This is a genomic window from Collinsella sp. TF12-2AT (genome assembly GCF_003436735.1).
Classification (GTDB): Bacteria; Actinomycetota; Coriobacteriia; order Coriobacteriales; family Coriobacteriaceae; genus Collinsella.
Genome location: NZ_QSQK01000006.1, coordinates 102,777 through 115,664, shown reverse-complemented (window position 1 = coordinate 115,664; position 12,888 = coordinate 102,777). Strand labels below are relative to the sequence as shown.

10 protein-coding genes and 1 pseudogene are annotated in these 12,888 nt (G+C 60.0%); 6 read left to right on the top strand and 5 right to left on the bottom strand.

The window, feature by feature from the left end; all coding sequences use genetic code 11:
- Positions 1-3: 3 nt before the first annotated feature.
- From serC to DXD24_RS05685, 3 genes and pseudogenes are all read right to left on the bottom strand, one after another.
- Positions 4-1,128: a 3-phosphoserine/phosphohydroxythreonine transaminase gene (serC, locus tag DXD24_RS05700; RefSeq protein WP_117563974.1), complete on the bottom strand. Its 1,125-nt coding sequence runs from the start codon at positions 1,126-1,128 to the stop codon at positions 4-6.
- A 142-nt stretch (positions 1,129-1,270) separates the two neighbouring features.
- A pseudogene (locus DXD24_RS05690) lies at positions 1,271-3,013 on the bottom strand (DNA/RNA helicase domain-containing protein).
- On the bottom strand, positions 3,006-3,365 hold the full coding sequence (locus tag DXD24_RS05685; RefSeq protein ID WP_199407885.1) for a nucleotide pyrophosphohydrolase: 360 nt from the start codon (positions 3,363-3,365) through the stop codon (positions 3,006-3,008). The pseudogene DXD24_RS05690 and the gene DXD24_RS05685 overlap by 8 nt, the downstream one beginning before the upstream one ends.
- Positions 3,366-3,477: 112 nt before the next feature.
- Between DXD24_RS05685 and DXD24_RS05680 the strand changes: the two genes are divergently transcribed.
- A complete protein-coding gene (locus DXD24_RS05680; RefSeq protein WP_117563971.1) occupies positions 3,478-3,669 on the top strand; it encodes a hypothetical protein in 192 nt (63 codons plus the stop codon).
- A 21-nt stretch (positions 3,670-3,690) separates the two neighbouring features.
- Here DXD24_RS05680 and DXD24_RS05675 read toward each other — a convergent pair whose 3' ends face one another.
- Entirely contained in the window at positions 3,691-5,292 is a 1,602-nt protein-coding gene (locus DXD24_RS05675; RefSeq protein ID WP_117563970.1) for a potassium/proton antiporter, read from the bottom strand.
- A 253-nt stretch (positions 5,293-5,545) separates the two neighbouring features.
- On the opposite strand from DXD24_RS05675, the gene DXD24_RS05670 reads away from it, so the two are divergent.
- Entirely contained in the window at positions 5,546-6,385 is an 840-nt protein-coding gene (locus DXD24_RS05670) for a metallophosphoesterase family protein (protein ID WP_055252016.1), read from the top strand.
- A gap of 317 nt (positions 6,386-6,702) precedes the next feature.
- Here the strand turns inward: DXD24_RS05670 and DXD24_RS05665 are convergent, their stop codons facing one another.
- Positions 6,703-8,277, bottom strand: coding sequence for a lipopolysaccharide biosynthesis protein (locus tag DXD24_RS05665; RefSeq protein WP_229071747.1), 1,575 nt, complete (start codon positions 8,275-8,277; stop codon positions 6,703-6,705).
- A gap of 352 nt (positions 8,278-8,629) precedes the next feature.
- Here DXD24_RS05665 and pckA point away from each other — a divergent pair, with 352 nt between their 5' ends.
- The 4 genes from pckA to DXD24_RS05645 all read left to right on the top strand — a co-directional run bounded on the left by pckA (position 8,630) and on the right by DXD24_RS05645 (position 12,844).
- Complete coding sequence (gene pckA, locus DXD24_RS05660; protein WP_199407884.1) at positions 8,630-10,300, top strand: phosphoenolpyruvate carboxykinase (ATP); 1,671 nt, start codon at positions 8,630-8,632, stop codon at positions 10,298-10,300.
- Between the two features lie 227 nt (positions 10,301-10,527).
- Positions 10,528-11,247: a B3/4 domain-containing protein gene (locus DXD24_RS05655; protein ID WP_117563969.1), complete on the top strand. Its 720-nt coding sequence runs from the start codon at positions 10,528-10,530 to the stop codon at positions 11,245-11,247.
- A gap of 173 nt (positions 11,248-11,420) precedes the next feature.
- Positions 11,421-11,870: a MarR family winged helix-turn-helix transcriptional regulator gene (locus DXD24_RS05650; protein ID WP_022093866.1), complete on the top strand. Its 450-nt coding sequence runs from the start codon at positions 11,421-11,423 to the stop codon at positions 11,868-11,870.
- A gap of 119 nt (positions 11,871-11,989) precedes the next feature.
- Positions 11,990-12,844: a DegV family protein gene (locus DXD24_RS05645; RefSeq protein WP_117563968.1), complete on the top strand. Its 855-nt coding sequence runs from the start codon at positions 11,990-11,992 to the stop codon at positions 12,842-12,844.
- Positions 12,845-12,888: the final 44 nt, after the last annotated feature.

Genomic DNA, 12,888 nt, shown 5'->3' with positions numbered 1-12,888 from the left:
GGGCTAGTTAGATCGCGGACTCAAACTATGCTGCGCTTCGAAGTCCTTCATATACGAGGCCAGTGCCTGCACGTCTTCCATGGTGACGGCGTTGTACACGCTGGCGCGCATGCCGCCGACGAGGCGATGGCCCTTGACGTTTTGAATCTGGTGCTCGGCCGCGCCTGCGACAAAGGCGGCGTCGAGGTCGGCATCGCCGGTACGGAACGTGACGTTGGCGATGGAGCGACTGTCTGTCTGTGCGGTGCCGTGGAATAGTTTGCTGTTCTCGAGCAGGTCGTAGAGCAGGTTGGCCTTGGCCCAGTTGCGCTCGGCCATGGCGGCAAGTCCGCCGGTCTGTTCAACCCAATGGAACACCTTGCCGCACACGTAGATGCCAAAGGTGTTGGGCGTGTTGAGCATGGAGCCCTTGGCGGCTTGGGTCTTAAGGTTCAGGTACTGCGGCGTCTGCGCAAAGGCCGGGTCGTCGGCGATCAGGTTGTCGCGCACGATGACCACGGTCACGCCCGCGGCGCCGGCGTTTTTCTGCGCACCGGCGTAAATGAGCCCGTAGCGCTCAACGTCGAGCGGCTGCGACAGAAAGCAGCTCGAGACATCGGCGACCAGCGGCACATCGCCACAGTTGGGCAGCTCGTGGTACATGGTGCCGAAGATGGTGTTGTTCTGGCAGATGTAGACGTAGTCGAGCCCGTCGCCCGTGGCCTCGGCGGCAATACGCGCGTTGATGTCGGCCATGTCGGGGATGCGGTCGAAGTTGGTGTCTTCGGAGCTCGCGAGCAGCACGGCCTCGCCGTACTTGGCGGCCTCCTTGTACGCCTTGTTGGCAAAGTTGCCGGTCACGATGTAGCCGGCGCGCCCGCGGCGCATGAGGTTCATGGGGATGCCCGCAAACTGCAGCGTGGCGCCGCCCTGCAAAAACAGGACACGGTAATTGTCGGGGATGCTCAGCAGGCGGCGTAGGGTTGCCTCGGCGTCGTCGATGATCTGCTGGTACATGCTAGATCGATGGCTCATCTCGAGCACGGACATGCCGCAACCGCGGTAGTCCATCATCTCGTCGGCGATCTCGGCGAGCACGCTTGTGGGCAGTGCGGCCGGGCCAGCTGAGAAGTTGTGCACACGTGCCATCTTCTAGTTCCCCCTCGTAGTCGTTTGAACGTTCGGGATACTTTAGCACAGTGGAGCGCTAGGCGCGACCGCATCACGGTAAAACTCGAGTGCGCCGCTATGATTTACAGGATGGTTACATGGGGGAGGGCGGTCGCAAGGTCTATATCGCCGGGATATACCGTGACAGGTACTCTTTGAGCGCGGGGTCGCACACATAGAGATACGTTCCTAACATGCCGCGCGTCATGAGGACGTAGTAGGCGTTGACGATGATCTTTTGCAGATCATCGTCGCTTGCCTTTTTCTTGGCAACGGCATCTTTGAAGTTTGCCCTGTTAACGTTGACTGCATCTTTGTTCGAATCGTAGTAAATGTCGGGACCCAGAATTACGAATCCGTAGTTGAGGTCGTAGCCTTGTACCGTATGAATGCATCCGACTTCGTTGACGGCGTTGGCGGAGTTAACCCAATCCTTCTGGGTTGAGTTCCAGCGTTTGGGAATGCCCTCGATGACGATATCGAACGCATCTTTGTTATTCTTCGTTTCCCACTTCCACGCAAAGCCTGCCATCATGCGGGATAGACCAACTTCTTCTTCCTTGGTTTGCTGCAGAGAGCAGAAGTCCTCAAATCGGTCGACGATTCCAAACTGGTATCTGGGGATATCGCTGTCCGGATCCCCGGCTCGCGAATCGTAAGGCTCCTATGAAAAGAGTGCTTTGAACTTCATGCCGGCATGCATGTACGCTTTGTTATCAAGCAGGTCGTAGACAAAATCGAGGTACTCATCGCCGCCACGCACGCGCATTTGGGTACTCAAGTTGAATTCTTCGGTCTCGATGCCGGCTTCTTCGAGTTGGTTGAGTCGCTGCTCAAGGCCATCTCGGTTGAGTCCCGATGCGCGGACTTGCTGTTTGGGGTCAAAGAACAGGTACGCCTTGTCGCAGCATTTGAAAATCCAATCCACCTGGCTGCTCGTGCGCGGCAAGCTGAGTCGTTCACATGTGTTGTAGAAAGCTCCGATGCCGGCGCCGGCGGATAAGTAGTTTCCCAGTCGGTGCGCCTCGTCGACAAGCAAGACGTCATACCGATCGTTTTTTGTGACGTCGTTGGGGCTCAGGATATCGCCGGGCTTTAACCCGGGGAGGAAGTGCGTGAGTTTTTTGAGCGTCTTGCTCAGAGACTCCATGGGCGTCACGAAGCCGACCCGCAGACCGGAAAGGTTCGGCTCATTTTTGATTTTGAACATGAGACTGATGGCGAGGATTGTTTTGCCTGTTCCCGGCGCGCCGTTCACGACGGTTACGCGCTCTTTCTTGGGACCGCCGTGTTTAATGTCTTCATGCTCTTGCTCGAGCCGCCTGTAAATCGCCTCAATCGTTTCGTATTGATCGGGCGTGAGCGTTTTGAAGGGCGAGAATTTGAACAGGTCGGTATTCTCGAGCTCTTCGATGGGGTGGATCGCATAGTTCTCTTCGCGAAGCTTTGTCCAGAGGTCTCTGAACTTCTGGCGATACTGAGGTCGCTCAAAATAATCGAACTGGGCATAGCCATTGTTGGCGTTGGTTACCTGGTATTTTTCGTCAGCGCAGAACAGCTCGATAAGTCGATTCTCAAACTCAAATGTTGCTGACTGATTGAAGGTTGGATTGTCAATCAGGAGGGTCCGGTCGAAGTCTTTGTCCACGTTTGCGGCGTGTTGCTTCATGCGGCGTCGATAATTGGTCGTTTGACCGATGTACGCCGTTTTGTTTTTACTGTTGGTCAGAATATAGAGAACGGGCCAACTCTCGTCATGGTGGAATCCGGGCTTTGGCGTGCCAAAGTCCTGCAGCGATTCGCTTGCCTCGAAGGGTTGGGGGAGGGGAAGCGTGTATTGTCGAAGGGCGAACTCATTACTCATGGTGGGCCGCCTTTCTGTATTCGCTGGAGCTGGTGTCGACGGGATAGCGCTCGCCGTTGCGTTTGAGTTTGGACGAGAGCGCCTTTGGGAGGTCGATTCCGTTTAGATCGGCGAAACGTAGGAGAAAGAGGAGCGTGTCGGCAACTTCGTCTTCGATGGCTTGGCGCTGATCAGGGCTATCGAACATTTCTGCAATGCGCTTGTCGCTCATAAAGCGGAAAAGCTGAAGGAGTTCGGAGGACTCTGTCGCTATGCCGATGGCAAGTTCCTTTGGAGTGTGATATTTGCGCCAATCGTGCGCATCACAAAAATCTCTGACTTGTTCTGTCATGGCAGTGAGCTTGTCCATCATCCGTAACCTCCCTGATGTTCATTATTTTATTATGGCCGTATCTGGAGTTTATTGCACATCAGTTGGGACGTGCGGTTTGTCCGGCCGCGATTGCCCGGTAGGAGGATTCACCGTGAAGATTGAAGTTGATGTAGACCAGCTGCGCGAGGGCTTGCTCGACTACGCGGGGAGCGCGGCTGGCGTGGGCTTTCCCGCTGCCATGCTCGACGTGATGGATATCGAGGACGAGTCGCCCCAAGAGCTCCTAGCCCGAGCCGAACGCGAAGGCCTCGACCTCCGCGACTTTGCTGTGGGTGACAGCTAGTAGCTGAAGAGGGACGGGCTGCTAGGAAGCTAGCGTGGCGATGACGGCTTCGTCGCCGGCGTATATTAGGGTGTTGCCATCGGGGATGATGGTTTGGCCGTCGCGCTTGAGCATCACCACGATAAACGGGTGCTTGCCCTGCGGCACGTCGCGCAGGCGCTGACCGGCCAGGCGACCGTGGGGCGTCACGGTGACCTCGCGCAGCGTAACCTCGGCACGCTCTTCGAACGTTGGGGCTGCCATCACCAGAAGGTCGCCTTCCTCGATGACGGTATCGCCGTTGGGCAGTACCGGGTGTGCCCCGTCGCGCAGCACCAAGACCACGAGCATGTCCGTCGCGCTGCCAATATCGGCGAGCGAGCGCCCGGCAAACGGATGGCCAGCGCCCACCTTGAGCTTTACAAACGACATGCCGTCCTCGTCGTGGTAGTCGTTAAAGGTGCGGCGCACGTCGCCGGCCGCATCGATCATATCGAGTTTCTTCGCCACCGCCGGCAGTAGCGAACCCTGCACCACAATGCTCGATACGGCAATCACAAACACCAGGTCAAATAGGTCGTGTCCGCCGGGAACGCCGGCCACCACAGCAAAGAGGCTAAAGACGACCGAAGCCGCGCCGCGCAAGCCCGCCCAGCTTACGAGCGCAACCTGGCGAGGGCTCGTCTTAAAGGGCGCCAGCAGCAGACCGACGGCGATGGGGCGGCTCGCAAAGAGCATAAACGCCATGAGCGCCAGGCCGGGTAGCAGCATTTGCGGCAGGCGCGCGGGCGTGACGAGCAGGCCGAGCAAGAAGAAGATCGTCATCTCGGCCATCTCGGTAAGGGTGTCAAAGAAGTGCGCCATCTCGACCTTGCCGGTGATGTCGCTCGCGCCCAGCACAATGCCTGCCAGGTATACGGCCAAAAAGCCGTTGCCGCCCAGGTAGCTCGGCAGTGCGTAGGCGACGATCGCCACGGCGAACAAAAAGATAGTCTGCGCGCCCTCGGCCGTTGCGTGTGCGCGCTCAATCAGGCGGCTGGATATCCAGCCGATGGCAAGGCCCAGCCCCACGCCCAGGATGATCTGCTTGGCCAGCAGCACGGGAATGTCGATGTTGCCACCCGCCGCGAGGGTGGCGAGTACCGCGGTGAGCATGTAGGCGACGGGGTCGTTGGAGCCCGATTCGACCTCGAGCAGCGAGTCGGTGCCGCCCTTTAGCGACAGGTTGTGCTCGCGCAGCACGCTAAAGACGCTCGCCGCGTCGGTCGACGCCACGACCGAGCCCAGCAGCAGGCCGCCGATCCAGTCGAAGCCCAGTGCGAAGTGTGCGAACACGCCAGTGATGCCGGCGGTGGCGATAACGCCGAGCGTGCTCAGCAGCACAGCGGGCGCGGCGACGGGTTTGGCACGGTCGATGTTGGTGTTAAAGCCGCCGTAGAACATGATGAACAGCAGCGCCGTGCTGCAGACGGTTTCGGTGAGCGCGTAGTCGCTAAAGTCGATGTGCGCCGGACCGTTGACGCCGAGCAGCATGCCGAGCGCAATAAAGATGAGGAGGGTGGGGAAGGGGAGTTTTTTGCCGACGGGTTTGATGGTCAGGCACAAAATGATGACGAGGCCGATAAAGAGAAGTATCTGGTTCATGGATAGTGTCCGCTCCTGGGTGGTTGGCGTGGCACGGTCAGTTGTCTGCGGTTATTTGTACCCAAAGGTGGTGGGTTTATGGGGGCGGATTACGGGCGTGCGCGATATCGTCATAGACGGCTGCCGTCTTTGCCTCTGCTCGGAAACCCTTTCCAGCTTTATTGCAACGGAGTACAATGGGTAACGTTTAAGTTCAACTTGAAGTTTTAGTTGCGGCGCCGGGCTTAGACCGCAATGCAAGGAGAGGCGTACCATGGCGATCTATGTGACATCTGATGCTCACGGGCACGTGCGTGCGCTTGACGAGGCCCTGTCTAAGATCTCGTTGACGTCCGACGACACGCTGTACGTGCTGGGCGACATGATCGATCGCGGGCCCGATCCGGTCGGCGTTATTAAGCTCGTGCGCTCGCTGCCCAACGCCCACGTGCTCAAGGGCAATCACGAGCAGATCATGCTCGATGCCATCATTGGCCAGGACCCGCTCGATGCCGAGACCTGGGATATCAACGGTGGCTGGACGACGAGCGAGCAGCTCAACGACATGGAATTTGAGGCATACGAGGAGCTCGTGCGATGGATGGCCGCGCTGCCGCTCTACGCGGTGGCCGAGACCGAGGAGCGCCCGTACCTGCTGGTGCATGCCGGCATCCAGACCGAGGCGGCGCGCGCGTTTTTGCTTGAGCATGGTGTCGATTGCGGTGACGGCAGGGGAGCGGTCGATGCCGATAGCGAGCTGCTGCGGCAAATGCTCGCCGTGCAGTCGTCCGATGACCTGCTGTGGATTCGTCACGGCTATTGGGATGCGCCGACGGGACTGCTTTCTGCCGAGGGCGAGGGCCCGGTCGTGGTGAGCGGCCACACGCCCACGGTGTCGCTTGGGCGCTATTGCGAGGTTGGCGGCCTGGCGGGGCTCGATGAGGAGTCGGGCCGCGGGCAGATTGTGCGCCTGGGTGGCGAGGATACCGCCGGCGTGCCCGATCGCATCGACATCGACTGCGCCGCCGCCACCGGCTCCGAGTTCGGTCGCGTGGGCATCCTGCGGCTCGATGATGGGGCGGAGTTCTACGCGAACATCAACCCGGGCGAATAATCGGTGCAAGTGGTAGCTAATTTGGGACGGGGCTTTTTTGACTACTCTTGCCCTTCTGCCCGCTAATTGATTTCTCTGGGACGGGGATTAAATAATCATTTGGCTGCCCGCTGGCTAAGTGAGTAGACTTTTTTGGAAATGCCGAGCACCCAACATATTTGCCTCAATAAAACCGCAGGTCACAGACTTGTGCTCTGTCGGTGTGGTCAGGGATTCGGTAAAAATCTACTCACTTAGTTTTACGTAATGCATATTGTCTTCAACGAGACCCCAGCCGGGGCGATTCCATCGCAAATTCCGGTGACCGGGGCAGCTAATTAGGCGCCGTAGGGGTTGCGGTCGCGCTCGATGCGCTGGCGGATGTGGGCGTACTCGATTATCAGCAGCACCAGGAGTAGGGCCATGATGGCTAGGTAGCTCACCACGGCGCCCATCAGACCCAGCAGCTTAATCAGGATCACCGGCAGCACCACGCTTACGGCGAAGCAGATCAGGTAGATCTTGGTGACATCGCCGGCGTGGCGCAACACCGTGATGATGGCGTAGATAAAGTCGATTGCCGCGGTGACGCCGCCGGCGACAACCATTAGCAGTGCCAGCGTGCGGTAGCGCTCAAAGTTGAGGCCGTACATAAAGCTCATGATGGGGATGCCGGGGCCTGCCATAAATGCGGCGCACGCTCCGGTAATGACCACGATCAGTGCCATAACGGCAACAATAATCAAGTCAAAGCGGCGACGCTTGCGCGGATTCGCCCAAATGCTCGACAGACGTAGGAGCTGCGGTTTATAGATAAATCCAATGCTCAACAAAATAGCCTGCGCTGGAAAGAACAGTGCATTAAAGTACAGCTGGTATTTGTAGGCCAGTGTGCCTTCCATCACGAACTTGGGCATGCTCTCGATGAGGTTGAACAGGAACAGCGCACCAAAGAGCGGGGCGCACTGGATAAACAGGTGACCAGCCTCGCGCAGACTCATACGGCGTGATTTTTCGGTTTCGAGCAGGGCGAGCGGGGCGGTGACCAGCACGAGCGAGGCAATCGCGGCGATGCCCATGGCCATGGCGGCGATGGGCATGCTGCGCGTGAGGAACAGTGCCACGCTAAAGACCGCGATGACGCCGACGGATCGTAGCGTTTGGCTCATGCCGGCCAGGTAGAGTTTGTCGGCCTGCTGCAGGCGTCCCTCGTACACGTCGGCAATGCCGTCGATCACCTTATACAGGTAGACGCCCAGGCCGATTGTGGCCATCTGCGCATCGTAGCCGCGGGCGCTGCTGTATACCAGGCCGCATGCCAGCGCGAGCGCTCCGCAGATCCAGCGGTTGAGCTGGTAAGAGGCAAAGGACGTCTTTTCGTCGATGTCCGAGACCTGGAAATTGCGCACGCCGTAGTTGCACGCGATCATGATGAGCGTGCCGGTGACAAAGGCGATGGAGAATTTGCCAGCCTCCTCGGCGCCCACGAGCTGTGTGGACACGATGGTGAGCAACGGAAACACCATGCCCCACACGGCGGTGCCCAGGGTATTCCAAAGGTAGTCGCGACGGGTGGCGTGATCTTCGTACTCGGCTTCTTGCGTGGAGAAGCCGCCGCCGTAGACGGCTCCGAGCAGGCGGTTCCACCAGGCATTGACCATGCGGTGGATGGGGCCGGGCTGGCGATCGCGCTCGCGGCGACGGCGTGTGGCCTGGCTGCTGTCGGGACCGCCGGCGTTACGCTGGCTTAGCTCTTGGATTCGTGCGAGCTCCTCGGCGGTGTGCGATGCGGGGAACAGGCCGTTCTCGATGCGTCCGCCCTGCCCGTGCGCCCCGTCCGATACGGTGGGGTCGGCGACGCCATTGCGGCGGGCGATGGCGCGGCGAATGCTATCGATGGGCGTGATGCTCAAAGCGGAGTCCTTTCTATTGCTACGCTCTAGTATAGACGCGACGGTGTTCGTTCGTGTTTTTGAACAGGTTGTTCGATAATTTCGGCGGCGCCATTCAGTAGACGGCATTTGGGGACGTTCCTTATGTGCCGGCACTTTGGGAACGTCCCTAAGTGCCGGCATCCGGGGTCGCTCCTTGGTTGTTGCCTGTTCAAGAGTGTCCCTAACGACTAGGCCGCTTGCCTGCGATTTTTGACCGTTGGGCGGGCGCTTCGCCGTTGCCGCAAAAACGTTTTTGCATATCGGGTACAACGGGCTTTACGTGAGTAAAGTGCGCGCCGCGTCCACGTGTCGCGCTTTTAAAGGAGGCCCCATGCCTGGTGTTACCCCTGCAGAAGTTCTGTCCAACTTTGGTATTGCGCTGGTCGAAGATCCCGCCGAGAATCAACCCCGTCTGCTGGTCGATCTACCCGCCGCGGAGCTCGTCGAGCACGCTATCCGCCGCGAAGAAGGCCGCATGGCATCCAACGGCGCGCTGGTGATCGAGACGGGGGAGCGTACCGGCCGTTCGCCCAACGACCGCTTTATCGTCGACACGCCCGACGTGCACGACAAGATCGCCTGGGGCGCCGTCAACCGCCCGCTTTCTGCCGAGAGCTACGAGGCCATCAAGGCCGGTATCGTCAACTACCTCAACGAGCGCGATGTGTTCGTCACTCGCGGTATGGCCGGTGCCGATCGCAACCATACGCGTCGCCTGCTTGTCGCCTGCGAGCGTGCCAGCCAAGCGCTCTTTATTAAGCAGATGCTCGCCCGCCCGCTTGCCCGTGAAATCGCACGCACCGGCGAGCCGGACTTCTGTGTGCTCGCCGCGCCGGGCTACCAGTGCGATCCCGCCATTAAGGGCCTCAACTCCAGCGCCGCCGTGGTCATCAACTTCCAGGAGCGCGTGATTTTGGTTGCCGGCACCGGTTACTCCGGCGAAATCAAAAAGTCCATCTTCAGCGTCATGAATTACCTGCTGCCCGTCGAGGACGACGTGCTACCCATGCACTGCTCGGCCAGCATGGATCCCGTCACGCACGAGACCGCCGTGTTCTTTGGCCTTTCGGGCACGGGCAAGACCACGCTTTCGGCCAACCCCACGCGCCTACTGATCGGCGACGACGAGCACGGTTGGTCCGACATGGGCATCTTCAACATCGAAGGTGGCTGCTACGCCAAATGCGAGGGCCTGGACGCGTTCCACGAGCCCGAGATCTTCAACGCTGTCCGCTTTGGCGCGATCTGCGAAAACGTGGTGCTCGACGAGAACCGCAAGCCCAACTACGACGACATCTCGATCACGCACAACACGCGCGTGGCATACCCTGTGGAGCACATTCCCAACGCGTGGACCAAGGGCATGGGCACCACTCCAAGCGTCGTGCTCTTCCTGACCTGCGATGCCTTTGGCGTGCTGCCGCCCATCTCGCGCCTGACGGCCGACGCCGCCATGTATCACTTTGTGACGGGCTTTACGGCCAAGATCCCCGGCACCGAGGTCGGCGTCACCGAGCCCACGCCCACGTTCTCTTCGCTGTTTGGCGAGCCGTTTATGCCGCTCGACCCCATGGTCTATGCCAAGATGCTCGGTGAGCGCATCGCCGACGGCCGCACGCGTGTGTACCTGGTCAACACCGGCTGGATCGGCGGCGGCTACGGCGTGGGTCATCGCATCGAGCTTGCCTACACGCGCGCCCTGGTGGCCCGCGCCCTCGACGGTACCATCGAGGACAGCGAGTTCGTGCACGACGACATCTTTAACGTCGACATTCCCACCACGTGCCACGGCGTACCCGACGGCATCCTGGTGCCGCGCCAGTATTGGCAGAGCACCGCTCGCTACGACGAGGCCGCGCACAACTTGGCCGTGATGTTCGAGGAGAACTTCGAGAAGAAGTACTCGCACCTGCCCGAATCCGTCAAGGCCGCCGGTCCGCACGCTCAGGTGCACGCCGACGCCCGTCATCGCGGCCACGGCCTGCTGGGACTTCGCCACTAGCGTAGCCTCAGACCCAAAACCACCATAAAGGGGACAGGCACCTTTGTGGTGGTTTTACTCGCGCGGATGACTCGGGTTACAATACGCCTAACATATCGCTCCCTTCTCCGGATGGGGGCAGCGTAAGCGCTCTTGTGGCGGCACCGTAGGACTTTGAAGGTGGCCGTCGTAAGGGCGCTTTTTGTTTAGGCGCCCTCGCTCGGGCGCGCACGATGAAGGGAGAGCGCATGAAGAGCTTTATTGCCGAGGATTCGTTTTGGGAGCTATTTCCGCAGGCGGCTGTCGGTGTTGCGGTCGTAAAGGGCATGAAGCCCGCGGCTCAGATTCCTCAAGAGGACGTGGACGCGATTGCGGCGTTGCTCGACCGCGCCAATATCGACGCGGAGCGTCATCTGACCAGCGATACTATCAGCGAGAACGCACCGGTCAAGGCATGGCGCGAGGCTTATCGGCTGTTCAAGACCAAAAAGGGCGCGCGTTGCTCAATTGAGAACCTGCTCAAGCGCGTGCTCAAGGGCAAACCGGTGGGCCACATTACGCCCGCGGTGGACATCTACAACACGGTGTCGCTGACCTACGCGCTGCCCGTTGGCGGCGAGGACCTGCATGCGATTGAGGGGGATCTTCGCTTGAAGGTGACTGACGGCGGCGATGCGTTCCTGCCACTTGGCGAGGAAACGGATGACCCGACGCTGCCCGGCGAGCTCGCCTATATCGATGATGCGGGCGCCGTATGCCGCTGCTGGAACTGGCGCGATGGCGTTCGCACGGCGCTGTCCGACGATTCGGCCGATGCATTCCTGGCGATTGAGTGCGTGGAGCCCGAGCGGATGGGGGATTGCCAGGCCGCGATCGATCGCTTAGCCGAGCTGCTTGAGCGCTATCTGGGAGCGACGGTTGTCGTTAAGACGCTTGTGACCCGCGACAATCCCTGCGTGGAACTGTAGCGACGCCTGCGGATCATGTTCGCCGGTCAAAACCACTACAAAGGTGCCTGTCCCCTTTGTGGTGGTTTTTATGTTGATGGGTTAACAAATGGGATATTTGGGTATGGGTGTTGCCTTGTGCGGCTAAGATGTTTACCCGTTAGCATCATGCAAGCGAAAGGCGGTCGTCTCCCATGCAGCAGAACGACGAGACACGTTTCGAGGACTTTGTCGGACTGATCAGCGGGCTCTACAAGGAGATCCAGCGCATTAAGACATCCGAGGGCGCAAGGCTGGGCCTCAAGGGCTCCGACGTTATGTGCCTGTACTATCTTGAGCGCAGCAAGGACGGCCTGACTGGCGCTGACCTGGCTCGCATGGCAGGCGTGACCCGTGCCGCCGTCTCGCGCACGCTCGCGCATCTGGAGGAGGGCGGCTACGTCGAGGTCGACGACTCGGGTGATGCAGCCGTTAAGTATCGTGCCCCGGTGCGCCTGACCGCTCTGGGCGGCGAGAGCATGAGCGAGGCGGACCGCATCATTCGCGAGGTGCTCGACACCACCGGTAAGGCTATGGGTGTGGAGCAGCGCGAGCAGATGTATGCGTCGCTGCGTACGATTCTCAACACCCTGCGTGAGATCTAAGGCCGCCAAGGCATTTGCTTCCCATTAAAAACTGCATAGTCCCGTTTGAGCGCGTATGCCGTGCCGGGGCATTGCTGTCAAAATTCCCCGCGCGGGACCTGCGCAAGAAAGGATTCGTTATGTCCGTCCGCATTATTACCGATTCCGCAAGCGATATGTCGCCGGCGGAGCACCCCGCTCTGCGTGTTCTGCCGCTGTCCGTCACCTTTGGCACCGATGTGTATATGGATGGCGTCGACATCGATCACCAGCGCTTTTACGAGATGCTTGTGGAGCGCGATGAGCTGCCCAAGACCGGTCAGGTCAACCCGTACGCCTTTTCGCAGGCGATTGCCGAAGCGCGTGAGGCCGGCGATGAGGCCGTGATTATTACCGTGGGCGCCAAGCTCTCGGGCACCAATCAGAGTGCCCGCACCGCACTTGCCGAGGCCCCGGGCGGCGATGTGTACGTGGTGGATAGCAATAACGTTACCCTGGGCGAGCGCGTGCTGGTCGAGTATGCCCTGCGCTTGGTGGACGAGGGCCAGGGCGCGGCTCAGGTTGCGGCGGCTGTCGAGGCCGTGCGCGACCGCGTGGTCGTCATCGGCCTGCTCGAGACGTTGGAGTACCTGGTGCGCGGCGGTCGCCTGTCTGCTGCTGCCGGCGCCGTGGGCACGCTGCTCAACGTAAAGCCCGTTGTGGCTGCCGAGGACGGTCTGATCGTGCAGCTGGGCAAGGCGCGCGGTTCCAAGAACGGCCGTAACCTGCTCAACCAGAAGGTCGAAAAGGCAGGCGGCATCGACTTTTCCATGCCGCTGGCGCTCGGCTATACGGGCCTTTCGGATGCGGTGCTCAAGAAGTATATCGAGGACAGCGCGGCACTGTGGGCTGGCCACACCGAGGGCGAACTGCCCGTTCACACCATCGGCGCCACCATCGGCACCCATGTAGGCCCCGGCGCCGTAGCCGTAGCCTTCTTCCAGCCCGTTAACTAGCCCACCTGCCAAAACCACCACAAAGGGGACAGGCACCTTTGTGG

What these genes read in the sequence shown, in the direction of transcription:
- DXD24_RS05650 (WP_022093866.1), top strand. Translation starts at nt 11,421, where the DNA reads ATGCAGCAGAACGACGAGACACGTTTCGAGGACTTTGTCGGACTGATC.
- DXD24_RS05655 (WP_117563969.1), top strand. Translation starts at nt 10,528, where the DNA reads ATGAAGAGCTTTATTGCCGAGGATTCGTTTTGGGAGCTATTTCCGCAG.
- DXD24_RS05685 (WP_199407885.1), bottom strand. Translation starts at nt 3,365, where the DNA reads ATGATGGACAAGCTCACTGCCATGACAGAACAAGTCAGAGATTTTTGT.
- DXD24_RS05670 (WP_055252016.1), top strand. Translation starts at nt 5,546, where the DNA reads ATGGCGATCTATGTGACATCTGATGCTCACGGGCACGTGCGTGCGCTT.
- serC (WP_117563974.1), bottom strand. Translation starts at nt 1,128, where the DNA reads ATGGCACGTGTGCACAACTTCTCAGCTGGCCCGGCCGCACTGCCCACA.
- DXD24_RS05675 (WP_117563970.1), bottom strand. Translation starts at nt 5,292, where the DNA reads ATGAACCAGATACTTCTCTTTATCGGCCTCGTCATCATTTTGTGCCTG.
- DXD24_RS05645 (WP_117563968.1), top strand. Translation starts at nt 11,990, where the DNA reads ATGTCCGTCCGCATTATTACCGATTCCGCAAGCGATATGTCGCCGGCG.
- pckA (WP_199407884.1), top strand. Translation starts at nt 8,630, where the DNA reads ATGCCTGGTGTTACCCCTGCAGAAGTTCTGTCCAACTTTGGTATTGCG.